Consider the following 23,228-nt stretch of genomic DNA (forward strand, 5'->3'; position numbering starts at 1 on the left):
GAGCGAGTGCGCGACGTCCACACCGGGATCAGGTGCGTGATGTGTGGCGATTCATTCATGAACCCATCGAACGACGTTCACGTGAGCGTATTCCTACACGGACTGCGAATGGATTTCGCCGCATGCGCCACGGCGGCGATGACCTTCGCGCGGGAATGGCGGCACACCCATTACCCCGACGCGGTGGAGATCCTCCCGGACGGCGCACACGGCTTCCCCCGCCTCCCTTGTGAACGCTTGTATTGCGATCGTTCGCGCCCGATCAACGGAAGCGGGTGAGTGCGCGGCACGGGGACGGGGCGGGCACCTCACCTCGGAGGAACGAGGCCGGCGGCACGCCCATCAGGCTGCGGAAATCGGCTGTCATGTGGGACTGGTCGTAGTAGCCGGCGCCTGCCGCGAGGTCGGCCCACGGTGTGTCTTCGGCTCGGGACAAGACGCGCCGGACGCGGTCGATGCGGGCGAAGTGTTTCGGGGAGACGCCGATTCCGGTGGTGAACAGGTTGCGGAGCTGGCGTTCGCTGACGGAGAGGCGTGTGGCGAGTTCCGGGACGGGGAGCGGGTGGGCGGCGGCGATGGTGGCTACGGCGGTGGCGAGCAGTCGGCGGTGGGCGCGGTGGGCCGGATCGTCGGGGATGCGGCGCGGCAGTTCGTTCTCCAGGTACGGCACGACCTCGTCGTGCTCGAGTTCGATCAGCTCGGCGGCGAGGTGCGCGACCGGGCCGGGTAGGTCGTCCAGTCGCGCTACGCGATCGGTGAGGTCCGCCGCAGGGACTCCGAGCAGGGCGGGGACGGCGCCCGGCGCGAGTCGAAGGCGCACGCAACCTGCGGGTTTACTCGCGCGCGAGTAGCTGGCCTTCGTCTGCGGGCCGACGACGAGCGCGGCGCGGGTGGCACCGGCATCTCCGTGTTCGGCGCGCAGCACGATCGTGGTGGCCGTCTGCGGAATGTGCGCGAACGGCTCGGAGAGGTCGAGCACGGTGGGGATGCGGCCGAGTTCGACCAGCCACGGCCGCAGCGACTCCGGTGCGGGTTCGGACGTCTCGACCAGATCGGCGGTCACGACGCGCGGCAGGGTGATCACCGGATCCACTGTAGGCAGTCGCGGCCACGCCAGGTGTGCCGGAATTTCCTAGAGACCTGCGCGAACGCCCGGCACCGTGGTCCACATGATCGTGATCACGGGTGCGACCGGCACCATCGGCAGTGAAATCGTCCGGCAGTTGAGCGAGCGGGGGATATCGGTTCGCGCAGTCACCCGAAACCCGGACCGGGCGGAGGTTCCCGCAGGCGTCGAAGTGGTGCGCGGCGATTACACCGACCTCGCGTCAATGACGAAGGCGATGGCCGGTGCGGAGGCCGCGTTCGTCGTCGGCGTGCTGGGCCCGGAATATGTGGAGGCCGACCGGGCACTCATCGCCACCGCGCGGGACGCGAAAGTTGCCAGGATCGTCAAACTTTCCGCCATCGGCACCGGCGATGCCGGACTCGGCCGGGTCGGAACCTGGCATTTGCCCGGTGAGCAAGCCGCACGCGAGAGCGGAGTCGACTGGACTATTCTGCGCCCCAGCTCTTTTGCCTCCAACACCCTGAGCTGGGCCGCCGCGATTCATGCCGGGCAGCCGGTGCCGAATATGACCGGCTCCGCCGCACAGGGTGTGATCGATCCCCGCGACGTCGCCGGTGTCGCCGCCGAAGCGCTGGTCTCCGCCGAGCACGCGGGCCGGATCTACACCCTCACCGGGCCGGAATTGCTCACCACGCACGATTTGGCCGCCACTTTGGCTACCGTGACCGGCCGCACGGTGGAGGTTGCCGACATTCCGGAAAACGAAGCGCGGCAACACATGCTGGCCTCCGGAATGTCCGCCGAATTCGCGGACGGTGCGCTTGCGGGGCAAGCCTATGTGCGTGCGGGACACAACGCGATCGTCACCGACGACGTGCGGCGGATACTCGGACGGGCGCGAACTTTCGCCGAATGGGCTGCCGACAATGTGCGGGCATTCGATGCCGCGGTGCGCACGTCATAGGGTATATGTGATTGGCCTCACATCGAATTGCCGAACGCTGCCTGCTCGGCAAGGGTGACATGACTGGCCGCGTGGTCAGTGCGTTTACACGAAAAGGGGATTCGCATGCGTCGACGGGTCATGACGGTCTTGGTCGCGCTCGTAGCGGGAGGTTCGGCAGCTGCGTTCGGCGGGGCGAGTGCCTCGGCGGTCGCGGTGAATCCGTTCCCCGGTGGCACGGAGGTCTACTTCGACAACGGTGAATCCGCGGCGATCGCGAATCTGAACCTCGGACCGGTGCTGAGCCAGGTGGCCGTCGCATGGTCGCCCGGAGCGAAAGCGCTTCTCGGCGAGGGGATCACCGAGCACGCCCAATGGGCCGCCGAAACCCCGACCGGCGGGGTGTCGATCGAGGTCTATGGGGCATTCATCCAACCGTCGCTGGTCACGGTCACCACGCTGCGCGGCTGAGCTTTTTTCGTTTCGGAATTCGGTGTGCCAGAGGTATGCTCGCCCATGGCGTTATGCGCATGAGACCTCCTGGCGGATGCCCGGACGGGACGACACTACGTGTGCCGTCCCGTCCGGTGTTTCATCATCGTGCTCGGTTGCCCGCGGTTTCCGGGAACGCGTCCTGAGCGGCCATTTCCTGGGCGATCGCCGTCGCGAAGGCGTCCACGTCGGCTTCGGTGGTGTCGAACGAGCACATCCAACGGACCTCGCCGGTGCGCTCGTCCCAGGTGTGGAAGCGGAAGCGTTTCCGCAGCCGCTCGGTGACCTCCCGAGGCAGTATGGCGAAGACGGCGTTGGCCTGGACCGGCCGTACGATCTCGACACCCGGCACCCGGGCGACGGCCGTGGCCAGCCGGGCCGCCATCGCGTTGGCGTGCCGCGCGTTGCGTAGCCACAGGTCACCTTCCAGCAGCGCGACGAACTGCGCCGACACGTACCGCATCTTGGAGGCCAGCTGCAACGCGGCCTTGCGCAGGTACTGCACGCCGCGCACCGCGTCCGGGTCGAGCACCACGATCGCCTCACCGAGCATCAGGCCGTTCTTGGTGCCGCCGAACGACAGGACGTCCACCCCGGCGTCAGTGGTGAACGCGCGCGGCGGCAGGTCGAGCGCGGCGGCCGCGTTGGCCAGCCGGGCGCCGTCCACGTGCAGCAGCATGCCGCGCTCACGCGCCAGCGCGCCGATCGCCGCGATCTCACCGGGCGTGTAGAGGGTGCCGAGTTCGGTGCTCTGGGTGATGGAGACCACCTTGGGCTGGGCGTGGTGCTGATCGCCGAAGCCCCATGCGTACCGGTCGAGCAACTCCGGCGTCAGCTTGCCGTCCGGAGTTGGCACCGGGATCACTTTCAGCCCGGCCACCTTCTCGGGTGCGCCGCACTCGTCCAGGTGGATGTGCGCGGACTCCGGGCAGATCACGGCGCTCCACCGGTCGCACATCGCCTGCAACCCGACCACATTCGCGCCGCTGCCGTTGAAGACCGGATAGACCTCGGCACGCTCGCCGAAATGCCCTTTGATCAGCTCGCGTAGCCGGGCGGTGTGGACGTCCTCGCCGTAGGCCGGCTGATGTCCCTCGTTGGCGGCGGCCAGCGCCGCCATGATCTCCGGGTGTACGGAGGCGTTGTTGTCGCTGGCGAATCCGCGTAGCGGCTCGCTCTCGGTAGCGTTGTCGCTCACCGGTCCTCCGGTTCCGTGCTATCGGGCTGTCGAGCGGAAGCCACGCAACCGCAGGCTGTTGCTGACCACGAAGACCGAGGAGAACGCCATCGCGGCGCCCGCGAGCATCGGGTTCAGCAATCCCGCCATGGCCAGCGGGATCGCGGCCACGTTGTAGGCGAAGGCCCAGAACAGGTTGCCTTTGATCGTCGTGAGGGTGCGGCGGGACAGGCGGATCGCGTCCGCCGCAGCCCGCAGGTCGCCGCGGACCAAGGTCAGATCGCCCGCCTCGATGGCCACGTCGGTGCCGGTGCCCATGGCCAGGCCCAGGTCGGCCTGGGCCAGTGCCGCGGCGTCGTTCACACCGTCGCCGACCATCGCGACCACTTTGCCCTCGGCCTGCAACCGTTTGACGGTGTCGACCTTGTCCTGCGGCAGCACCTCCGCGATCACCTCGTCGATGCCGACTTGCGCGGCGATCGCGTCGGCGGCGGCCCGGTTGTCGCCGGTCAGCATGATCGGGGTGAGCCCGAGGGCGCGCAGCTGGGAAATCGCCTCGGCCGAGGTGGGTTTCACCGCGTCGGCCACCACGAGCACGCCGCGCGCCTCGCCGTCCCAGCCGACCGCGACGGCGGTCTTTCCTTCGGCTTCGGCCGCGCGCATCGCCCGGGACAGGTCGTCGTCGAGATGCTGTGACCAGTCGGCGAGCAGCCGCGCGCGGCCGACGACCACCGCGTGCCCGTCAATCGTGCCCTGCACGCCCAGGCCCTCGACGTTCGCGAAATCCTCGACCGGCTTCAGCTCACCCACCCGCTCGCGGGCGCCCTTGGCGATGGCCTGGGCGATCGGGTGCTCGGAGGAATCCTCCAGCGCCCCGGCCAGTTCCAGAATCCGTTCGACCTGCTCACCCTCGGCCGCGACGACATCGAGCAGCGTCATCTTGCCCGCGGTGACGGTGCCGGTCTTGTCCAGCACGATCGTGTCCACCCGCCGGGTCGACTCCAGCACCTCGGGACCCTTGATCAGGATGCCCAGCTGCGCGCCGCGTCCCGTGCCGACCATCAGCGCGGTCGGCGTGGCCAGTCCGAGCGCGCACGGGCAGGCGATGATCAGCACCGCAACCGCGGCGGTGAACGCCGCGGCCACCGAACCGCCGGTGCCGAGCCAGAATCCGAGCGTCGCGACCGACAGCGCGATGACGATCGGCACGAAGATCCCGGAGATCCGGTCGGCCAGCCGTTGCGCCTGCGCCTTCCCGGTCTGCGCGTCCTCGACGAGCTTCGCCATCTGCGCCAGCTGGGTGTCGGAACCGATCCTGGTGGCGCGCACCACGATCCGGCCACCCACGTTGACGGTCGCGCCGACCACGGCGTCGTCCGTGCCGACCTCCACCGGCACCGACTCGCCGGTGAGCATCGAGGCGTCGACGGCCGAGGAACCTTCCACCACGACGCCATCGGTGGCGATCTTCTCGCCCGGCCGCACCACGAACCGGTCGCCGACCGTCAGCTGCTCCACCGGAATGCGCAGCTCGGTTCCGTTGCGCAGAACCGACACCTCCTTGGCCCCCAGCTCGAGCAGGGCACGCAGCGCCGCACCCGCCCGCCGTTTGGCGCGCGCCTCGAAGAAACGTCCGGCCAGGATGAACGTGGTGACACCCGCCGCGGCCTCCAGGTAGATGCTGCCGGTGCCGTCCATCCGCGAGATGGTGAACTCGAACGGGTGCGTCATGCCCGGCCTGCCCGCGGTGCCCCAGAACAAGGCGTACAGCGACCAGCCCAGTGCGGCCAGCGTCCCCATCGAGATCAGGGTGTCCATGGTCGCGGCGCCGTGGCGCAGATTGGTCCACGCCGCGCGGTGGAACGGCAGCGCGCCCCACACCACGACCGGCGCGGCCAAGGTCAGTGACAGCCACTGCCAGTTGGTGAACTGCAAGGCCGGGATCATCGCCATGGCGATCACCGGCACCGACAGCGCCACCGAGATCAGCAGGCGGGTGCGCAGGCTCGCCGCGGGATCTTCCTCGGCGGCGATTTCTTGTGGCTTCGGGGGCGCGGGCAGGGCGGCGGTGTAGCCCGCTTGTTCGACGGTGGCGATCAGGTCGTCGGGCGAGACGTCACCGGTGACGTCCACCCGGGCCTTCTCGGTGGCGTAGTTCACGGTCGCGGTGACGCCGTCGAGCTTGTTGAGTTTCTTCTCGATCCGGGCGGCGCAGGACGCGCAGGTCATTCCACCGATCACGAGTTCGACCTGCCCGGAGGGCTGCGGTTGTGTCGCGGTGGTCATCGTGGGTGCTCCGTTCTGTGCGGCGGTCGGCGGGTCAGTGCACGTGTCCGTCCGGCGCCTGCTGCTGACCAGTGTGTTCGTTGTGGCTCGAGGCGTCTACGGCGGGGGTACCCGGCGCGACGGCCAAGGTGAATTCGGCGGTGCGGACCACGCCCTCGTGCTGGAAGTCGAGGAACAGGCGGTAGTCGCCCGCGCTCGGCGCCGTGACGGCAAAGGTGATGCCCGGTCCGGCCGCGGTCACGCCGTCGCCGGGGTGGCCTTCCGGGTGGACGTGCAGATAGCCCAGGTCGGCGGCGCGCAGGGCCACCAGATGGCCGTAAGCGCCGAGGTAGGGCTGTAGGTCGGTCACCGGCTTGCCCGCGCGGCTCACCGACAGCGTCACCTTGGAAGCCCGCCCGGGAACTACGGTGCCGTCCAGCGTGACGGTGTAGTCGCCGACGTTGGTGGTGGAGGTCGCCGCGGGCAGCTGCTGTGGGTCGTAGACGCCCGCCACCAGCAGGTCCGCGCCGAGGGTCAGGTTCTCGCCGCCCTGCGGAGTGAAGTCGGCGAACACGCGATAGTCACCGGCGCGGCTGAGGTCGAGTGGGACGCTCCAGGTGCCGTCGGCGCCGAGCACCGGGTGGACGTGCTGGAAGGCGGCCATATCACGGCGCACGACGATCAGGTGCAGATCCTTCTCGTGACTGCGCACGTAGCGGGTGACGGGCTTTCCGTCCCGGTCGAGGATGGTGAAGCGCAGCGGTACGTTCGCCGCGGCGGTGGCTCGGGTGGTGTCCAGCCGCAAGGTGTAGCCGCGGTCGGTCGCCATCATTCCTCCAGGTAGTGCGTGGTCCTCGCCTTGGGCGGTGCCGTGTGCGTTCGAGTCGTGGGCGGCGGGTTCGGTGGGCTCCGGCCCGATGGTCGCACCGGCCGCGAGGGCGATCCCGAAGACCGCGGCGAGGCCGAGGGCGAAACCGCCGAATTTGATGGTCGCGTTCATCGGAGTGCTCCGTCCGTCAGCCTGCGACCGCGTAGCCGGCGCGAACCACCGCCGCGGCGAGTTCGGCGCGTTCGATCGGGGTCGCGCTATCGACGGTCACCAGTCCGTCGGCGAGGTCGACGGCCACCGACTCGACGCCGGAGATGCGGCCGATTTCGGTGCGGACCGATGCGGCGCAGCCGCCGCAGGTCATGCCGGTGACGGTCACGGTGGTGGTGCTCATGGTCGGTGTCCTCCTGCTGGTACGTCTGCTTCTTGATTTCTACCCTACCCCCCTAGGGTATTTAGATGTCAAGTCCGGAGCAGACGAAAGCCCGGCCCGCGACGAGTCGCGGACCGGGCTGTGTGGGTCGGGATCAGCGGTAGGTCACCAGCGCGACGGCGGGTGCCGAGACCACTTGCACATCGGCGGAGTCCGACACCTTGACGTGCAGGAATCCGCCCTCGATCGCGATGTGGACGTCATCGACGGTGCGTGCGGCCCGGCCCTCACGGTCCACCAGGGAGTAACCCTCGACCAGGACAACCTTGCTCGCGGGCCGCCATTTCGCTTCCATTGCCGTGCCTTTCGTCGGTGCCGTGGGCGGGAAGTCGAGTTCCGGCTCGGCGACATGGTTGAAGTAGTTGGACAAGACGTTCAGTGCGACATGGCCGACGACCTCGCTCAGTTCGGCGTCGCTGACGCCACGGGCGCGCGCCGAGGCGAGCGTGGCGTCGTCGAGCCGGCTGCGGGAGCGGAGCACGTCACGGGCGACGCGCAGGATCGCGTCGGCGTGCGGGTCGTCGGCGCGCGCCGCGCGGGTGTCGACGATCGCCTGCTCGGTGAAACCCATCCGGTCGGCGCGCATGGTGTGCGCGGCGGTGCAGTAGTCGCAGCCGTTCTCGCTGGCGACCAGCAGGGCGAGTTGCTCGCGCACCCGGGCGGAGAGCTTTCCCTTGGTCAGCGCGTCGCGCAGGTTCAGGTAGCCGCGCAGGGTGGCGGGGCTGTTCGCCATGGCGGCGTAGAGATTCGGGACCCGGCCCAACTGGCGCTGTACCTCGGCGAGCAGATCGGCCTGCTCGGCGTCGGCGGAGTCGGTGGACACAAGGGGCAGGCGGGACATCGAAGCCTCCAGCTCGTACAAGATGGTACCGATCGGTTCCGAATTAAGACGGTACCGATTGTTTCCGTATCGGTCAAGTCGGATGGTACTGATCAGTTCCGTTCTGCTACCGTGGGGTTATGCCAACCCAGGCCAAGCAACGTTTGCTCACCACGGCGGAAGAACTGTTCTATGCCGAAGGCATTCGTGCCGTAGGCATCGATCGCCTGCTCCAGGAGTCCGGCGTCGGCCGGGCTTCCTTCTATCGCCACTTCGCGAGCAAGGACGACTTGGTCGTCGCTGTGCTGGAGGATCGCGACCGCCGGTGGCTGGACTGGCTGCGCGAATCGGTCGAACAGACCGTCGACCCCGCCGCCCGCCCGCTCGCGGTCTTCGACGCTCTGGCCGAACGGTTCGCCCGCGACGACTTTCGCGGCTGCGCGTTCATCAACACCATGGTCGAGGTGGCCGATCGCGAGAGTGCTGCCCATCAGGTCGCCGATCGGCACAAGCGCCGCGTGATCGAATACCTGAACGAACTGCTCACCGAAGCGGGGCGATCCGACGCCGAGGTGCTGGCCGCCGAACTCGCGCTGCTGGTCGACGGAGCGATCGTCACCGCGGTCCGTGAGGGAACTCCGGAGGCGGCCCATCGTGCGCGCACGATCGCGGAGCGTTTGCTCGCGACGCGGTGAGAGTTGGCGTACTACCGCCGATTTGCATGCGGGGTCTACTCGCTCGCGGTGATCGGGCCCGTGGCGTGTACCCGCTTCTTGGCTACGGACCTGTTTGCTTCATGAACTCGTCGCGAGACGGTCGGCGTTGTGACGAAGCGCCACCCGGATCGCTGAGCGGCGCCCGGGGTAGTCATCGCGGACCCGTCGCTGTCGGCGTCGTGGCGACTGCGGCCGTTGGGGCGAGCTCACCGGCGTGCCACCCGCTGGAGTCGTCGCCGGACCGCCTTGGTCGCGCAGCGGTCCGAATGCCCGGTGCGGGTAGTGCGGTCGTGGGTGTGCACGCCGGGTGCCGCCCCGGCTGACTTATCGCGGGGCGGCACCTGCTCGGATCAGGCGGAGTGCAGATTACGTGCCGTAGGTGAGGTCTCGGTCGTGGCCGGGTCGGGGTAGGTGCCGAAGAGGCGGTCGGCGGTGCCGGAACTGGTGACCGTGAACCAGTAGTGCTCGTTCTTGTAGTGGTGGTGGCGATGGTTGCGCCAAACCGCCCGGTAGAGCGAACCTTTCGGCTTGTAGTCGGTGTGGATCAGGTAGTGCGTCCACTCGTAGCCCAGGCCGAGCAGTGTGATGGTGATCAGAAAGGTCAGGCCGAGGCCCGAACGGGGGAAGGCGAAGGCCGCCAGCGCGATCAACACCACGACCAGCACCGCCAGCGTTTTCGTCGGGATGAAGATCAGCGGGATGTCGCGCGGATCCACGTGATGCTCGCGGTGCTTGCGGGCCAGTTCGCTGTCGAGTGCGATCGGGCCGAGCCGCCGTGGCCGCCAATGCAACACCGTGACGTGCACGATCCACTCGAACACCGGGAACACCGTCAGCAGCACGGCGGGGACCAGCAGATCGGTGAGCTGCCAATCGCCGACGACGACGCGAGCGATCAGCGCGCCCACCAGCGTGGTCCCGATCATCCACGGCGAGGGGTGCCGGAGGAATTCTTCGAATGCCCGGCCGAGGGTGAGTCCGCGCCGCAGCGACCGCTCATCCCTGCGTACCCGCGCCCGTGCGTCCGTGTCGATCGAAGCGTGTTCGGATGCTTTCGGTTTGGTCATGATCGTTCCTAGCTGTGCGTGACCGGCGGTCCGCCGAGGACCTCGATCAGGGCGGTGGTCGCCGGCTCGAGCAGCGCCCGAGCAGTGCCGACGGCCTTCTGCGGCCGGCCCGCGACGATGGCGGCGGCCAGTTCGCGGTATGCCTCGACGTTGCCCACCTCGGCGGACATGATCGGGGCCAGCGCCGCGAGCGCCGGTTCATATGCGGCGCGCAACATGTTGAACATCAGCCGGAACACGATCGAGTCGGCCGCGTCCACGACGTGATCCCAGAACTCCATCGCATGCCGTTGCTGCGCGATCGGATCCTGTTCGGCGGCAAGCGCTTCGAGGGAAGCCTCCAGCAGGGGACGAACCTCGCCCGCGCCGATCGCGCCGACCCGGCGAGCGGCCAGCTCCGCCACCTTCGGCCCGTTGTGCAAGCGGGCCTCCAGAATGCTGCGTGCGACCGCGGGGTCCAGTTCCCCGGCCTGCACCAGCAGCCTGGGCAGAACCTCGAGCCCCGCGCCGCGCCGATAGTCCAGCACGGTCGTCGCGTCTCCTTGGCGCACCGACACCAGCCCGGCCGCGGCCAGCCGCTGCAAGGCTTCCCGCACCGCGGGCCGGGACACCCCGAGCGCCTCCGCCAACTGTCGCTCACTGGGCAATGTCGCCCCGGGCGCCAGCTCACCGCTGAGCACGTCCGCGGCGATCTGCTCGAACACGTCCGCCGACACCGACCGCTTGACCACAGGTTGCAACGCCATGCGTCTACTGTGCGCCTCGGTGGTCAGGAGGTCAAGTGGTCAGACCAGATACGTGCGGTCTATGTCCTGCCCGGTCCGGAGGTTCGGAATCTTTGCCGAGATCGGACATACTTCTCGAGTTCCGAGGGCCGAGCCGGGAAGGCGGATGAGGGGCGCAGACATACCGGGTGCGGGTGGACCGGCGGAAGTGGCCCGTCAAGGGGCGCAACGGATCGCGCGGGCACTGACCGCCGGTTCCTCACAAATCAGCCGGCGACAGCACGAAGTGGCGGACGCGACGCGAGCCTCTGTCAGAGGTTTGCTTTACCAGGACCACGCCGGCGCGATTCCGCTCGATTCTGCTGGTCGAGCGCTGATTCGTGATAACGCGGTGTACGGAGGTCGCAATGAGACCGCCTACACGGAATGGCTCGGAGAGCTCCGTGGCCGTGGGGTCGACACCGACCGGGCGATGTCGGATCTGGAGACGGTCTGGGACTACCTGCGTTTCGACCCCAAGTGGGCATTCGATCCAGAACGCGACTACGGGGGCATCATTTTCTTCGGCAGCCGAGACATCGGCGGAGCCTCGGTGATCGCGAACCTGGTTCGCGATCGCGGCCTCGATGACGTGCCCGTGGTGTTCTCCGGATATCGCGGCGAGGCAGCCAAATTCCGGCTGGCGGCGGAGAAGCTGAATCTGAACCCGAACCAAATCATCGAAGAACCATTCGCTCAGAACACCGGCCAGAACGCGGTCTACTCCGTGGACATGCTGCAAGCGCACGGTCGCGATGTCTCATCGGTGATCGGTGTCTGCACCCCGTTCCACTCACGACGGGTGTGGGGAACCCTCGTGAAACAATGCCCAGACGTCGAACACGTCTCCATCTCCGCCGCGGACGTCTCGCTCGAGAACTATATGAAATACGGGAACCGGCCCGACGCCGATACAGCGCCGCATCCGAAGTCCATTGTCGCCATCACCATGGGCGAGATCAAACGGCTCGACGAGTACCCCCGCGAAGGCCACTGCGTCCAGGAGAACATTCCGGGTAACGTGCGCGACGCCTATGACAGGCTGAGCGATATCTTCCGGCCCGCAGAACGCCGGTTCTGAGCGGGGCGGCGACGTTCGGAACAGTCCGCGTCTACTGCCGGGGCGGCGGTCCCAATTCGGTGGCCCGCGTGTCACCTGGCGAGCTAGCATCACTCGGCCGTATTCGAAGGTGGAGTTCACGAGGAGGTGGGGCGGGATGACCGCGCCGAAGACCGCCGTCACGCACGACGCCCGGACTGTCCATTCGTCCCGGGTCCCGGTCTGATCCTTTTCGTCCGGCGTTTGTGCCGAGCCCTTGGGCTCCTGTGACGGTGGTGCTGTGCCCGCGACCGGGCTCGGCCATCATGAACACGGAGAATCCGAGTTGAGTTCCACCATCGATTGGCGCGTGCGCGCCGAAACCGACGCCGATATCCCCGCGATCCACGAGATCAACGTCGCGGCCTTCGAGCGAGCCGAGGAGGCCGAGCTGGTCGACGCACTGCGCGACGACCCGGCGTGGATCGACGGCCTGTCGATCGTCAGCACGCTGCCGGACGGCACGCCGGTCGGCTTCGTGCTGCTGACCCGCTGCCACGTGGACGCCACGCCCGCGCTCTGCCTGGGCCCGTGCGCGGTGCTGCCCGGCTACCAGAAAACCGGCGCCGGTTCCGCCGCGATCCGAGCCGGACTCGCGGCTGCCGCGCGGATGAACGAGCTTTTCGTCATCGTGCTCGGTCATCCGACGTACTACCCGCGCTTCGGCTTCGACCGGGCGTCCGAGTACGGCATCGGTCTGAGTATCGAGGTGCCGGATGAGGCGTTGATGGCGCTGACGCTGGACCCGGCGCACTCGCCACCGCGCGGCACGGTTCGCTACGCCGCGCCGTTCGGCATCGACTAGTACTGTCGGCCTGACCGTACCGGCGGTGGGCGTCGCAGGATTCGTCCCACCGCCGGTCTCGGGCACGGTGGTCTATCGGTGATCGTCGATGCGCGCCATGCACAACCTCACTCTCGCGACGCGGGTGTGCGGTCGCACGGACGGACGTGCACTCCTACGAGTGCGAACAATCGGCGCTGCGGTGCTCGTGGTCGGGCGGTCAGGTGGGGTCGGAGCCCTGCACGGCGGAGAGCCAGATCGTGCAGGCGGCGGCAATGGTGGTGGCGGCCAGGAAGACCGAGAAGCCGCCACCGTCGAGGTAGACCCACAGGAGGGCGGCGATGGGGGCGGCGACGGTGGATTGGGAGTCGAGCAGGAGGCGGCGCCGCAGGCGGGTGGCCTTCGCGATGTGGGCGGGTGCGCCGGGGTCGGGGCGGCTGGGGTTATCGATGAGACGGCCGGGCGGTTCGACGTCGCGCATGCGGCCGGACGGGTAGAGGCGTCGTCCCGCGACGTGAATCGTGCGGTCGGTGAGTTCCCCTTCGGTTTCGGTGAGAGTGACCAGCGCGGGATCGAAGTACACCGGAACCCACCGCGGGCGACCTGTGCCGCCCACCTCCAACCACGACCGGCCGACCAAGCGATGCTGCTGACGGATGCGGGCAACCCGAACGGTCGGCGAGGTGGAGGGAGGACGGAATCGGAGTATACCGAAGGCGAGGGCGAGCCGATATCCGGTGTACCCGCAGACGCCGAGCGCGACGGCCGCGATCGCCGCCACCTGATCCAGAGTGCCGAACGGCGCCCAAGCGGCACAGACCGCGAGGGCGCCGATCGTCACGGTGATCGGATAGGCCAGCGGATGGCCCCGTCCGGAACTCACTTCAGGAAACCGACCTTGGTGTAGTCGCGCGAGGCGAGGCCGAACGCACCGTAGTTCGCCAGGTCGGTCCGGGCGGCATAGGTGCCCGCCGCCTGGTGCAGCGGGACGGAGTAACCCTCCTCGAAGATCATCCGATCGCATTGGTTGGCCAGCTGAATGGCCTTGTCGGGGTCCAGTTCGGCGACGGTCTGGTCGATCAGCGCGTTGAGTTCAGGAGTGCCGATGCGCGCCTTGTTGCTCTGCAGGTTGGCGGGATCGTAGTAGTAGATCTGCCGCAAACCGCTGAGCGGCAGAACGCTACCGCCCCAGCTGAACTGGGCCAAGTCGAAATTGCCCGGGTCGATGACATTGGTGAACAGGCCGGTGCCCGGCACCGTCTGGATGATCAGCTTCACCCCGACTCTCGCGAGATTCTGCTGCACGATCTGCGCGGTCTGCACCCACTGGTCCTGCTGGTACATCACGTCGCGGAGTTCGAGCTTACGGCCGTCCTTCTCGCGGACATCGCCGTTGAGCTTCCAGCCGAGCGCGTCCAGCATCCGGGCGGCCTCGTCCGGGTCGTAGGCGATCGGCGCGGCATTGTCCTGGTAGCCCTTCTGCCCCGCCACGAAGACGTGATTGTTCAGTGGCTTGGGATCATCCACGACGCCGTGCTGGGAGGCGGTGACCACTCCCTGCCGATCGATCGCCTTCGAGATGGCGATCCGCAACTGTGGGTCCGCGAGCAGGGAACCGGGTGCCCCATTGAATGTGATGTGGGACCAGGTCGATTCCGGCGTGCGGCGGATGACCACGTTCGCGGCATTGCGCGCCGCGCTGACGTTCTCGATGCCGGACATGTAGGCGATGTCGAGTTCGTTGTTCTGGATCGCGGGCAGCCAGGCCGAGTGGTCCAGGACGCTGAAGGTGACGGAATCCAGCTTCGGGGTCTCGCCCCACCATCGGGGATTGCGCCCCAGCACGATGCGATTCTGGCTGCGATCGATGGAGGTGATCACGAAGGGCCCGGCGCTGAGCGGCAGCTCGTTCTTGGCCGCGTTGGTGAAGGTGTCGGGCGTCGCCGTGACCGACTTCGGGTACAGCGGGTTGAACAGCCCTTGCCATTCGCCATACGGCTGGTCGAAGGTCACCACGGCCTGCCGGTCATCGGCGCCGCGCTCGACCTTGCCCACCCGTTCGAAACCGCCGGTGGCCGAGACGAGGAACGCGTTGTCCTTGCCGCTCAGTGCATTCGCCTGAGACCGGAGATCTTCCCAGGTGATCGGCGAGCCGTCGGACCACACGGCCTTCGGATTGATGGTGTACTCCACCTGCTGCGGATTGGTTCCGATCAATTTGATGTCGGTGAAGAAGTCGTGCGCGATGCTCAACTGTCCTGCCGCATCGCTGACGAAAGTGGTGGGCATCGTCGCTTCGACTATGGAGAAGACGGTCTCCGTTCCGCCGTCCACATGCAAATAGTTGAAGTTCTCCGGGAGGTTGGTGAGTGCCAGCCGCAGGTTCCCGCCGTCGCGCAGGTCGCTCGGGTCCCTCGGATTGATGTCGTTGGTGGTGCCGATCGTGCTGCTGCCCGCGGTGACACCATTGTCGCCGCCGCATCCCGTGAGCGTCAGCCCTACGACGACCAGCGACAAAGCCAGCCGGGCACACGCAGAGGTAATCCGCATGGTGATCCTTCCTGCTCGTTGCGTCCTACGGACCGGCTCACTTCACGAAGCCCACCCGGAGGTAATCCGTGGAAGCCAGCCCGAAAGCGCCGTAGTTGGCCAGGCCCTCCCGGACGGCCACGTTGCCGGGCGATTGCGCGATGGGCACCGAGTGGCCGAGGTCGAAGATCATCCGGTCGGCCTTGTTCGCCAGCTCGATCGCCCGCTCGGGGTCGAGTTCGGAGATGGTCTGCTCGATCAAATCGTTCAGCTCGGGCGACCCGATCCGGCCCTTGTTGCTGAGCGTGTTCGCCGGGTCGTACGCGTAGATCTGGGGCAGCGCGCCGAGCGGGAAAATGCTTCGTGACCAGCTGAACTGAGCGATATCGAAGTTGCCGGGGTCGATGACATCGGTGAACAGGCCGTTGCCGGGGTAGGTCTGGATCAGCAGTTTCACCCCGATCCGCGCGAGATTCTGCTGCATGATCTGAGCCAATTGCACCCAGGTGTCCTGCTGGAACATCACGTCGCGGATCACCAGCTGGCGTCCGTCCTTCTCGCGGACGTCACCGTTGAGTTTCCAGCCCAGTTCGTCCAGCATCCGGGCCGCCTCGTCCGGGTTGTAGGCGATCGCCGCGGAGTTGTCCTGGTAGCCCTTTTGTCCGTCCAGGTAGATGTGGTTGTTCAGCGGCTTGGGGTTCTCCACGATCCCGTTCTGCAGCGCGGTGACGATGCCTTGACGATCGATGCCCTTCGCGATCGCCACCCGCAACTTCGGATCCGCGAGGATCGACCCAGGGGCGCCGTTGAACGTGATGTGCGAGTTGTACGGACGCGAGGCACGCCGCACGATGATGCCCGGTGAGTTGGTCGCGGACTTGACCTCCTCGATGCCCGAGACATCGATGGCGTCGAGTTCGTTGTTCTGCAAGGCGTTGAGGCGGGCCGAATAGTCGAGCACGCTGTAGGTGACAGTGCCGAGCTTCGGCGTCTCGCCCCACCATTTCGGATTGCGGCTGAGCACTATTCGTTGTTGTGCCCGGTCGACGGTGGTGATCACGAACGGTCCCGCCGACTTGGCGAGCCCGTTGCGGTCGCGCTCGTTGAACGCCTGCGGCGTAGCGGTCGATTCCTTCGGCATCAGCTGACTGAACAAGCCCCGCCACTCCGCGTAGTGCTGCGCGAAGGTGACGATTGCCTGACGGTCGTCGACGCCGCGCTCGACCTTGGCCAGCCGGCTGTAGCCCTGGGTCGCGGAGACCCGGTACTCCGTGTTGCGGCCGCTCAGCGCCTCTGCCTGGGACCGCAGGTCTTCCCAGGTGATCGGGCTGCCGTCGGACCAGACCGCCTTGGGGTTGATGGTGTAGACCACCCGCTGCGGGTTGGTCTCGGTCAGCGTGATGTCGGTGAAGAAGTTGTGGTCGATCGACAACTCTCCGGCGGCATCGGACGTGATCGGCCCGGGCAACGTCCAGTCGACCACCTCGGCGACGTCACCGTCGGCGTCGACATGGTGCGAATTGAACGTCGGGGGGAAATTGGTGATGGCGAGACGCAGGTTGCCGCCGTCGCGCAATTCGCTCGGCTCGCGGGGATTGATGTCGTTGGTCGATCCGATCGCGTTGGAACCCGACTTCACTTCGCTGCCGCCCGCGCCACAGCCGACCAGCAGTGCGAGCGCCGTGCCGACGGTGAGCGCCCGAACCATCACGTCGCGTGCCTGCCTCCGGCGATTGCGGGTGGGCTGTGCTGGTCTCATTTCAGAAATCCGATCTTGGTGTAGTCGTAGGACGCCAGGCCCGGGGAGCCGATATTGGCGAGGTCCGCGCGGGCTCCGAAACTGCCGTCGGACTGGGTCAACGGCAGGGAATGTCCTTCCTCGAATACCTTCCGGTCGACCTCGTTGGCCAGTTCGATCGCCTTCTTCGGGTCGAGTTCGGTCAGCGTGCGCTCGATCAGGGCATTGAGTTCGGGGGAACCGATGCGGCCGTAGTTGCCCTGCAGGTCGTTCGGGTCGTAGTAGTAGATCTGCCGGATCGAGCTCATCGCGAAGGCGTCACCGGAGAAGATGAACTGTGCGGCGTCGAAATCACCGGGAATGATGACGTCGGTGAAATAACCTGCCCCTGGCTTGGTGTCGATGGTGAGCCGCACGCCGATCCGGGCCAGATTTTGCTGGATGATCTGCGCCATCTGCACCCACAGTGGGTCGTTGTACATCACGTCGCGGATTTCCAGCTTGCGGCCGTCCTTTTCGCGGACGTCACCGTTGAGCTTCCAGCCGGCCGCGTCGAGTTCCCGTGCCGCCTGGTCGGGGTCGTAGGCCACCGGGGCCGAATTGTCCTGGTATCCGCCCTGTCCCTGCAGGAAGATATGGTTGTTCAAGGGCTTCGGACTCTCGACCAGACCGTTCTGGGTCGCCGTCGCGATGCCCTGCCGGTCGATGGCCTTCGCGATCGCCACGCGCACGCGCGCGTCCGCGAGAATGGAGCCGGGCGCCCCGTTGAAGGTGATGTGCCGCCAGCGATTACCGGGCGCACGGCGAATCACCAGCCCGCTGGTATTGCGGACCGTCTTGACCTCGTCGATCGAGGTCAGCCGGACGAGATCCAGTTCGTTGTTCTGCAAGGCGGCCGCCCAGGCCGCCTGATCCAGCACGCTGTAGGTGATGGTGTCCAGCTTCGGTGCCTCGCCCCACCATTTCGGATTACGGCTGAGCACGATCCGGCCCTGGACGCGGTCGGTGGATCGGACGACGAACGGACCCGCGCTGAGGCCGAGCCGGTCCACGAGTCCCTTGTTGAACGATTCGGGATTCGCCGTCACCGACTTCGGGAAAAGCGAGGAGTTGCCCGCGAACTGTCCGCGCCATTCGCCGTAGGGATGGTTGAAGGTGAGGACCGCCTGCCGGTCGTCCACTCCGCGCTCGACCTTCTCGACGAACTCGAAGCCGTTGGTGATCGCGATCAAGAAGCGCTTGTCGCGGCCGCTGAGCGCGTGCGCTTCCGCGGCGATGTCCTCCCAGGTGATCGGCGTCCCGTCGGACCAGACCGCTGCGGGATTGATGGTGTATGTGACCTGTTGTGGATTGGTGCCCGTCAGCGCGACATCGGTGAAGAAGTCCTTGTTCACGGTGAGATTGCCCGCCGCGTCGACGTCGAAAGCGCGCGGCATGAGGGGGCGCTCGACATCGGCGATCTCGCCGTCGTTCCCGTCGTTGGACAGGGTGTTCCAGTTCGCCGGGAAGCTGGTGACCGCCAGCCGTAGGTTGCCGCCTTCGCGCACCTCGTCGCGATTCTTCGGGTTGATGTCGCTGGTGGTGCCGAGCGCGTCGGACAGGCCCGCGGCCGATTCGTCGGCGCCGGCCGCGCAGCCCGCGGCGATCAGTGCGATCGCCGCCAAGCCCGCGGTCCACCGCATTCGGTCGAAACGGATCCGCATCGGGCCCTCCTACCTATCTGCTGACTGCCGGCACCGGCACCGCGTCGATCAGCGCCCGCGTGTACTCGTGTTGCGGGGCGGCGAAAATCTGCTCCGCCGGGCCGTACTCCACGATCTTCCCGCGATACATGACCGCGATGTCGTGGGCCAGGTTTCGCACCACGGACAGATCGTGTGAGACGAACAGATAGGAGAGGCCGCGCTCGGTCTGCAGGTCGCGTAGCAGGTTCAGCACGCCCGCCTGGATCGAGACATCCAGCGAGGAGACCGGTTCGTCCAGCACCAGCAGCTCCGGGTCCAGCGCGAGTGCGCGGGCGATGCTGATGCGCTGTTTCTGGCCGCCGGAGAAGTCGCCGGGGTAACGGTCGGCGTGTTCCGGGCGCAGACCCACCTTTTCGAGCAGTTCCGGTACCCGGCGGGCGATCTCGGCGCGCGGCCGCCCGTCGATGCGCAACGGCTCGGCGAGGGCGTCGAAGATCGGCAGGCGGGGGTCGAGGGAGGCGGTGGGGTCCTGGAAGACGATCTGCATCTTGCGGCGGATCTCCCGTTTGCGCGCCTTGCTCAGGGATCCGACGTCGCTGCCCATGATCTCGATGGCGCCCGATTGCGGCGGGACCAGATCGAGGATCTGGGTGAGCGTGGTCGATTTGCCGGAGCCGGACTCACCGACCAGCGCCAAGGTGCGCCCGCCGCGGACCTCGAAGCTGATGCCGTCGACCGCCCTGATCTCCCCCTTGCGGCGGCGCAGCACCACACCGGAGGTGATCGGGAAGACCTTCACCAGGTCCGAAACCCGCAAAACCACGTCCGACTCCACCTGCGCTTCGGCCTCCGGCTCGGCGATCTCGCGCCGATAGGCGTCGAACAGCTCGTCGGTGCCGACCTCGGCGGTGCGGATGCAGGCGGCGGTATGACCCGGTTCGACTGCCTCCAGCGGCGGTTCCGCCGCCCGGCATTCGCCGATCGACACCGGGCAGCGCGGTGCGAACGAGCAGCCCGGCGGCAGCGCGTGCATGGCGGGCGGGGCGCCGACGATCGGGATCAGCGGTCGCCGCGGCGGACCGTCCATGCGCGGGATCGAGCCGAGCAGACCAACGGTGTACGGCATCCGCGGCGCGTTGAACAGGGCGCTCGCGGTGGCGGTTTCGACGATCTTGCCCGCGTACATGACGGCGACCCGATCGGCCAGGGTCGCGGCGATGCCCATGTCGTGGGTGATCATGATGACGCCCGCGCCGGTGATGTCGCGCGCTTTGCGCAGCAGATTGAGGATCTGCTTCTGCACCGTCACGTCCAGCGCGGTGGTCGGCTCGTCGCAGATGATCAGCGCCGGGTCGTTCGCGATCGCCATCGCGATGACGACGCGCTGGCGCTGGCCACCGGAGAACTCGTGCGGAAACGCCTTGGCCCGCACTTCCGGGTCCGGGATACCGACCAGGTCGAGCAGCTCCACCGCGCGCTTCGCGGCATCGCCTCTGCTCGCCTTGCCGTGCGCCAGCAGGGCTTCGGCGATCTGATCGCCCACCCGGTAGACCGGCGTGAGCGCCGAGAGCGGGTCCTGGAACACCATGCTGATGGAACTGCCGCGCAGCTTGGACAGTTCGCGATCGGCCAGCCCGAGCAATTCGCGTCCGCGGAACCGGATGGAACCGGTGATCCGCGCCTGCTCCGGCAGCAACCCCATCACCGCCAGCGAGGACACCGACTTGCCCGAACCGGATTCACCGACGATGGCGAGCACTTCGCCGTCGGAGACCGTGTAGTCGACGCCGCGCACCGCGTCGATGCGGCCCTCCTCGCTGGGGAAGGAGACCCGCAGATCGGTGATCTCCAGCAGTGGCGCGGTGGAGGTCGTCGTCGTCATGCCTTCGCCTTCTTCTTCGACCGAGCCCGCTTCGCGCCGGGATCGAACGCGTCGCGCAGTCCGTCACCGACGAGGTTGGCGCACAGCACGGTGATGATCAGCAGACCACCTGCGAACAGGAACAGCCAGGGATAAGTCAACGCTGATTTGGTCCCCGCGGCGATCAGCGAGCCGAGCGACACGTCCGGCGGCTGCACGCCGAAACCCAGGAAGCTCAGGCCCGTTTCGGCCATGATCGCCGAGCCGACGGTGAGGGTGGTGTCGATGATCAGGATCGAGGCGATGTTCGGGATGACGTGGCTGAGGATCACCGTGCGGGTGGGCGCGCCCATGTACCGCGCGGCCCGGACGAATTCGCGATCACGCAGGCTCAGCGTCAGGCCGCGCACGATCCGCGCCGAGATCATCCAGCCGAAGCAGGACAGCAGGAGGATCAGCAGCAGGATGGAACCGCTGCCCTTGGTGCGCGGCGCGAACAGCGCGATGATGATGAAGCTCGGGACCACCAGCAGCAGGTCGACCAGCCACATGATCGCCCGGTCGGTCCAGCCGCCGAGCAGTCCGGCCAGTGAACCGGCGGTGGCGGCGATCGTGGTGGACAACAGCGCCACGCACAGGCCGATGACCAGGGATTTCTGCAATCCGCGCAGGGTCTGCGCGAGGACGTCCTGACCGATCTGGGTGGTGCCGAACGGATGTTCCGGGCTCGGCGGTTTGAGCAGGGCGGTGTAGTCCAGCTGCTGGTAGTCGTAGGGCAGGAAGGGCGGCAGCGCGAAACTGACGACGAACAGCGTGATGAGGACGATGCCGCCCGCGACGGCGGGTTTGTTGCGCAGGAAGCGCCGCAGGACCAGCTTGCGCCGCCCGGTCGCGGCGACCTCGGGCGCGCCTTGGACGATGATCTCGGCTTCGGTCATCCCACACGCACCCTTGGATCGAGAATCGCGTACACGATGTCGGACAGCAGACCCGACACCAGCACGACCAGGCCGGCGAACGCGGTGACCGTCACCACGACGTACAGATCCTGGGCGTTGATCGAGTCGACCAGCCACTCGCCGACGCCGTGCCAGCCGAAGATCTTCTCGGTGAACGTCGCGCCGGTGATCAGGGCGCCGAGACTGTAGGCGAACAGCGTGGCCATCGGGATCAGCGCCGTGCGCAGGCCGTGCTTGTACAGCGCCTTGCTGCGGGTGAGCCCCTTGGCGCGGGCGGTGCGGATGAAATCGCTCTGCAGCACGTCGAGCATCGCGTTGCGCTGGTAGCGGCTGTAGCCCGCCATCGCACCGAGGGCCAGCGCGGTGGTGGGCAGGATCAGGTGCTGGATGCGGTCGAGCAGTTGCGGCCCGAATCCTTCGATCTTGTTCGCCGACGTCTCGCCGGTGTAGAGGAAGATCTGCGATCCGGTGAGCGAGTTTACTTCCAGCGCACCGTATTTCAGCAGCGTCGCGAGCAGGAACACCGGCGTGCTCAAGATCAGTAGCGACACCACCGTTGTGAAGTAGTCGCTGAACTTGTACTGCCGGATCGCCCCCGCCGCGCCGATCAGCACGCCGAGCACCGTGCCGACCAGGGAGCCGACGATCAGCAGCCGCAGACTCACCGCGACCCTTCGCGGCAGCTCCTCGCTGACCGGCTGACCGGCCAGCGTCGTGCCGAAGTCACCGTGCGGAATGCCCTTCAGCCAGGTGATGTAGCGCTCCGGGATCGGGTCGTTGAGGTGCAGCTCCTCGGCCTTGGCGTCGATCACTGCCTGTGGCGGGCGCGGATTGCGTTGTTCGAGACTGTCCAGCGGCCGGAACGTCAGGGACGCCAAACTGAACGTCAGGAACGAAGCCAGCAGCAACAGCACGACATAGTTGAGCGCGCGTCGTAGCAGGAAGCCGGTCATCAGTCCTCTGGTCTTTCGGCTGGACGGGCCAGCGTCGGTATTAGCCCCCGATCATAAGGACGTGGTTCGCGGCGCGCGTGCCACACGACATCCGGGCATGTCCGGGGCACAGCCGAGCACGGTGGCCGGGCGCGAGCCGGAGGTTGTCCGGCAGGATGGAATGGGTGACGCCCCTGCACCTCCCCAAACCGAAGATGGTCGCCACCGATGTGGACGGCACGCTCATCGATCACGACGAGCGGGTGACCGCGCGGACGAAGGCGGCGGTGGGCGCCCTGATCGCCGACGGTGTGCCGTTCGTGCTGGCCACGGGCCGTCCGCCGCGCTGGATCGACCCAGTGGTGCAGGGGCTCGGGTACGCGCCGCTGTGCGTGTGCGGCAACGGCGCGGTGATCTACGACAGCGCGGCCGACCGGGTGCTGGTCAGCATGACGTTGGACGTGCCGACGCTCGCCTGGCTCGCCGATGTCGCCGAACGTGCCTTGCCGGGCTGCGGCCTCGCGGCCGAACGCGTCGGCGAGAGCGCGCACGACGCGGTGACGCCCCAGTTCGTCAGCTCGCCCCAGTACGAGCACGCCTGGCTCAATCCCGACGACACCTCGGTCGCCAGGGAGGAGGTCATCGACGCGCCCGCCATCAAGATGCTGATCCGGCTGCCGGGTGCGCGCAGCTCGGACATGCGCACGGTGCTCGCGCCGCTGATCGGCGAACGCGCCGACATCACCTACTCGACCGAGCACGGGCTCATCGAACTGTCCGCGCCTGGCATCACCAAGGCCGCGGGGCTGGCGGTGGTCGCCCAGCGGCTCGGCGTGGACGAATCGACCATCGTCGCGTTCGGCGACATGCCCAACGATGTCCCCATGCTGACCATGGCCGGCCATGGTGTCGCGATGCGCAACGCCCACCCCGAAGCCCTCGCCGCGGCCGACGAGATCGCCGAATCGAACACCGACGACGGAGTCGCGCGCGTCCTCGAGCGCTGGTGGGTGTGAGCTGTGTTTGTTTTTCCAGCGCCTGCGGCGCTGGGTGTTCGCGGCCCCTT

Annotated in this window: 22 protein-coding genes; 7 read left to right on the top strand and 15 right to left on the bottom strand. The window is 67.3% G+C overall.

Translation table 11 applies throughout. The features are described 5' to 3' along the window. Positions 1–81: 81 nt before the first annotated feature. Positions 82–279, top strand: a complete 198-nt coding sequence (locus ACFV2O_RS03255; protein WP_379249830.1) for a hypothetical protein — start codon at positions 82–84, stop codon at positions 277–279. Here the strand turns inward: ACFV2O_RS03255 and ACFV2O_RS03260 are convergent. Further along, the gene (locus tag ACFV2O_RS03260) at positions 263–1,084 is read right to left on the bottom strand and encodes a helix-turn-helix domain-containing protein (RefSeq protein ID WP_379249832.1); all 822 of its coding nucleotides are present in this window, start codon (positions 1,082–1,084) and stop codon (positions 263–265) included. The genes ACFV2O_RS03255 and ACFV2O_RS03260 overlap by 17 nt on opposite strands. A gap of 85 nt (positions 1,085–1,169) precedes the next feature. On the opposite strand from ACFV2O_RS03260, the gene ACFV2O_RS03265 reads away from it, so the two are divergent. After that, positions 1,170–2,033, top strand: a complete 864-nt coding sequence (locus ACFV2O_RS03265) for an SDR family NAD(P)-dependent oxidoreductase (RefSeq protein WP_379249834.1) — start codon at positions 1,170–1,172, stop codon at positions 2,031–2,033. Positions 2,034–2,138: 105 nt separating this feature from the next. Beyond that, the gene (locus ACFV2O_RS03270; RefSeq protein ID WP_355073219.1) at positions 2,139–2,483 is read left to right on the top strand and encodes a hypothetical protein; all 345 of its coding nucleotides are present in this window, start codon (positions 2,139–2,141) and stop codon (positions 2,481–2,483) included. Positions 2,484–2,607: 124 nt separating this feature from the next. Here the strand turns inward: ACFV2O_RS03270 and ACFV2O_RS03275 are convergent, their stop codons facing one another. The 5 genes from ACFV2O_RS03275 to ACFV2O_RS03295 all read right to left on the bottom strand — a co-directional run bounded on the left by ACFV2O_RS03275 (position 2,608) and on the right by ACFV2O_RS03295 (position 8,049). Next, positions 2,608–3,702 carry a threonine aldolase family protein gene (locus tag ACFV2O_RS03275; RefSeq protein WP_379249836.1) on the bottom strand — a complete coding sequence of 365 codons (1,095 nt, stop codon included), beginning with the start codon at positions 3,700–3,702 and terminating at the stop codon, positions 2,608–2,610. A gap of 18 nt (positions 3,703–3,720) precedes the next feature. After that, positions 3,721–5,967, bottom strand: coding sequence for a heavy metal translocating P-type ATPase (locus ACFV2O_RS03280; RefSeq protein ID WP_379249838.1), 2,247 nt, complete (start codon positions 5,965–5,967; stop codon positions 3,721–3,723). 34 nt (positions 5,968–6,001) lie between these two features. Beyond that, on the bottom strand, positions 6,002–6,946 hold the full coding sequence (locus ACFV2O_RS03285; protein ID WP_356963322.1) for a hypothetical protein: 945 nt from the start codon (positions 6,944–6,946) through the stop codon (positions 6,002–6,004). A 16-nt stretch (positions 6,947–6,962) separates the two neighbouring features. After that, complete coding sequence (locus ACFV2O_RS03290) at positions 6,963–7,169, bottom strand: heavy metal-associated domain-containing protein (RefSeq protein ID WP_356963323.1); 207 nt, start codon at positions 7,167–7,169, stop codon at positions 6,963–6,965. A 133-nt stretch (positions 7,170–7,302) separates the two neighbouring features. Further along, complete coding sequence (locus ACFV2O_RS03295; protein ID WP_379249840.1) at positions 7,303–8,049, bottom strand: carboxymuconolactone decarboxylase family protein; 747 nt, start codon at positions 8,047–8,049, stop codon at positions 7,303–7,305. Positions 8,050–8,168: 119 nt separating this feature from the next. Between ACFV2O_RS03295 and ACFV2O_RS03300 the strand changes: the two genes are divergently transcribed. Continuing rightward, positions 8,169–8,723, top strand: coding sequence for a TetR/AcrR family transcriptional regulator (locus tag ACFV2O_RS03300; protein WP_379249842.1), 555 nt, complete (start codon positions 8,169–8,171; stop codon positions 8,721–8,723). Positions 8,724–9,094: 371 nt separating this feature from the next. Here the strand turns inward: ACFV2O_RS03300 and ACFV2O_RS03305 are convergent, their stop codons facing one another. Both ACFV2O_RS03305 and ACFV2O_RS03310 read right to left on the bottom strand, forming a co-directional pair. Continuing rightward, the gene (locus ACFV2O_RS03305; RefSeq protein WP_379249844.1) at positions 9,095–9,811 is read right to left on the bottom strand and encodes a sterol desaturase family protein; all 717 of its coding nucleotides are present in this window, start codon (positions 9,809–9,811) and stop codon (positions 9,095–9,097) included. An 8-nt stretch (positions 9,812–9,819) separates the two neighbouring features. Continuing rightward, positions 9,820–10,557 carry a FadR/GntR family transcriptional regulator gene (locus ACFV2O_RS03310; RefSeq protein ID WP_379249846.1) on the bottom strand — a complete coding sequence of 246 codons (738 nt, stop codon included), beginning with the start codon at positions 10,555–10,557 and terminating at the stop codon, positions 9,820–9,822. 298 nt (positions 10,558–10,855) lie between these two features. Here ACFV2O_RS03310 and ACFV2O_RS03315 point away from each other — a divergent pair, with 298 nt between their 5' ends. Continuing rightward, positions 10,856–11,656: a YdcF family protein gene (locus tag ACFV2O_RS03315; RefSeq protein ID WP_379249848.1), complete on the top strand. Its 801-nt coding sequence runs from the start codon at positions 10,856–10,858 to the stop codon at positions 11,654–11,656. Positions 11,657–11,960: 304 nt separating this feature from the next. Further along, positions 11,961–12,479: a GNAT family N-acetyltransferase gene (locus ACFV2O_RS03320; protein WP_379249850.1), complete on the top strand. Its 519-nt coding sequence runs from the start codon at positions 11,961–11,963 to the stop codon at positions 12,477–12,479. Positions 12,480–12,678: 199 nt separating this feature from the next. Here the strand turns inward: ACFV2O_RS03320 and ACFV2O_RS03325 are convergent, their stop codons facing one another. The 7 genes from ACFV2O_RS03325 to ACFV2O_RS03355 are packed head-to-tail and all read right to left on the bottom strand — an operon-like array spanning position 12,679 to position 22,183. Continuing rightward, complete coding sequence (locus ACFV2O_RS03325) at positions 12,679–13,341, bottom strand: hypothetical protein (RefSeq protein WP_379249852.1); 663 nt, start codon at positions 13,339–13,341, stop codon at positions 12,679–12,681. Next, on the bottom strand, positions 13,338–15,008 hold the full coding sequence (locus ACFV2O_RS03330; protein WP_379249854.1) for an ABC transporter family substrate-binding protein: 1,671 nt from the start codon (positions 15,006–15,008) through the stop codon (positions 13,338–13,340). The genes ACFV2O_RS03325 and ACFV2O_RS03330 overlap by 4 nt, the downstream gene beginning before the upstream one ends. Before the next feature lie 37 nt (positions 15,009–15,045). Beyond that, positions 15,046–16,746, bottom strand: a complete 1,701-nt coding sequence (locus tag ACFV2O_RS03335) for an ABC transporter family substrate-binding protein (protein ID WP_379249856.1) — start codon at positions 16,744–16,746, stop codon at positions 15,046–15,048. Further along, positions 16,743–18,428: an ABC transporter family substrate-binding protein gene (locus ACFV2O_RS03340; protein ID WP_379249858.1), complete on the bottom strand. Its 1,686-nt coding sequence runs from the start codon at positions 18,426–18,428 to the stop codon at positions 16,743–16,745. Before ACFV2O_RS03340 ends, ACFV2O_RS03335 begins: the two co-directional genes overlap by 4 nt. A 13-nt stretch (positions 18,429–18,441) precedes the next feature. Continuing rightward, entirely contained in the window at positions 18,442–20,292 is a 1,851-nt protein-coding gene (locus ACFV2O_RS03345) for an ABC transporter ATP-binding protein (RefSeq protein ID WP_379249860.1), read from the bottom strand. Next, positions 20,289–21,209: an ABC transporter permease gene (locus ACFV2O_RS03350; protein ID WP_355073166.1), complete on the bottom strand. Its 921-nt coding sequence runs from the start codon at positions 21,207–21,209 to the stop codon at positions 20,289–20,291. Before ACFV2O_RS03350 ends, ACFV2O_RS03345 begins: the two co-directional genes overlap by 4 nt. Further along, positions 21,206–22,183, bottom strand: a complete 978-nt coding sequence (locus tag ACFV2O_RS03355) for an ABC transporter permease (protein ID WP_355073164.1) — start codon at positions 22,181–22,183, stop codon at positions 21,206–21,208. Before ACFV2O_RS03355 ends, ACFV2O_RS03350 begins: the two co-directional genes overlap by 4 nt. Before the next feature lie 155 nt (positions 22,184–22,338). Between ACFV2O_RS03355 and ACFV2O_RS03360 the strand changes: the two genes are divergently transcribed. After that, complete coding sequence (locus tag ACFV2O_RS03360; protein WP_355073162.1) at positions 22,339–23,178, top strand: HAD family hydrolase; 840 nt, start codon at positions 22,339–22,341, stop codon at positions 23,176–23,178. Positions 23,179–23,228 lie beyond the last annotated feature (50 nt).

The organism is Nocardia sp. NPDC059691 (assembly GCF_042733915.1).
In the GTDB taxonomy this organism is placed as follows: domain Bacteria; phylum Actinomycetota; class Actinomycetes; order Mycobacteriales; family Mycobacteriaceae; genus Nocardia; species Nocardia sichangensis.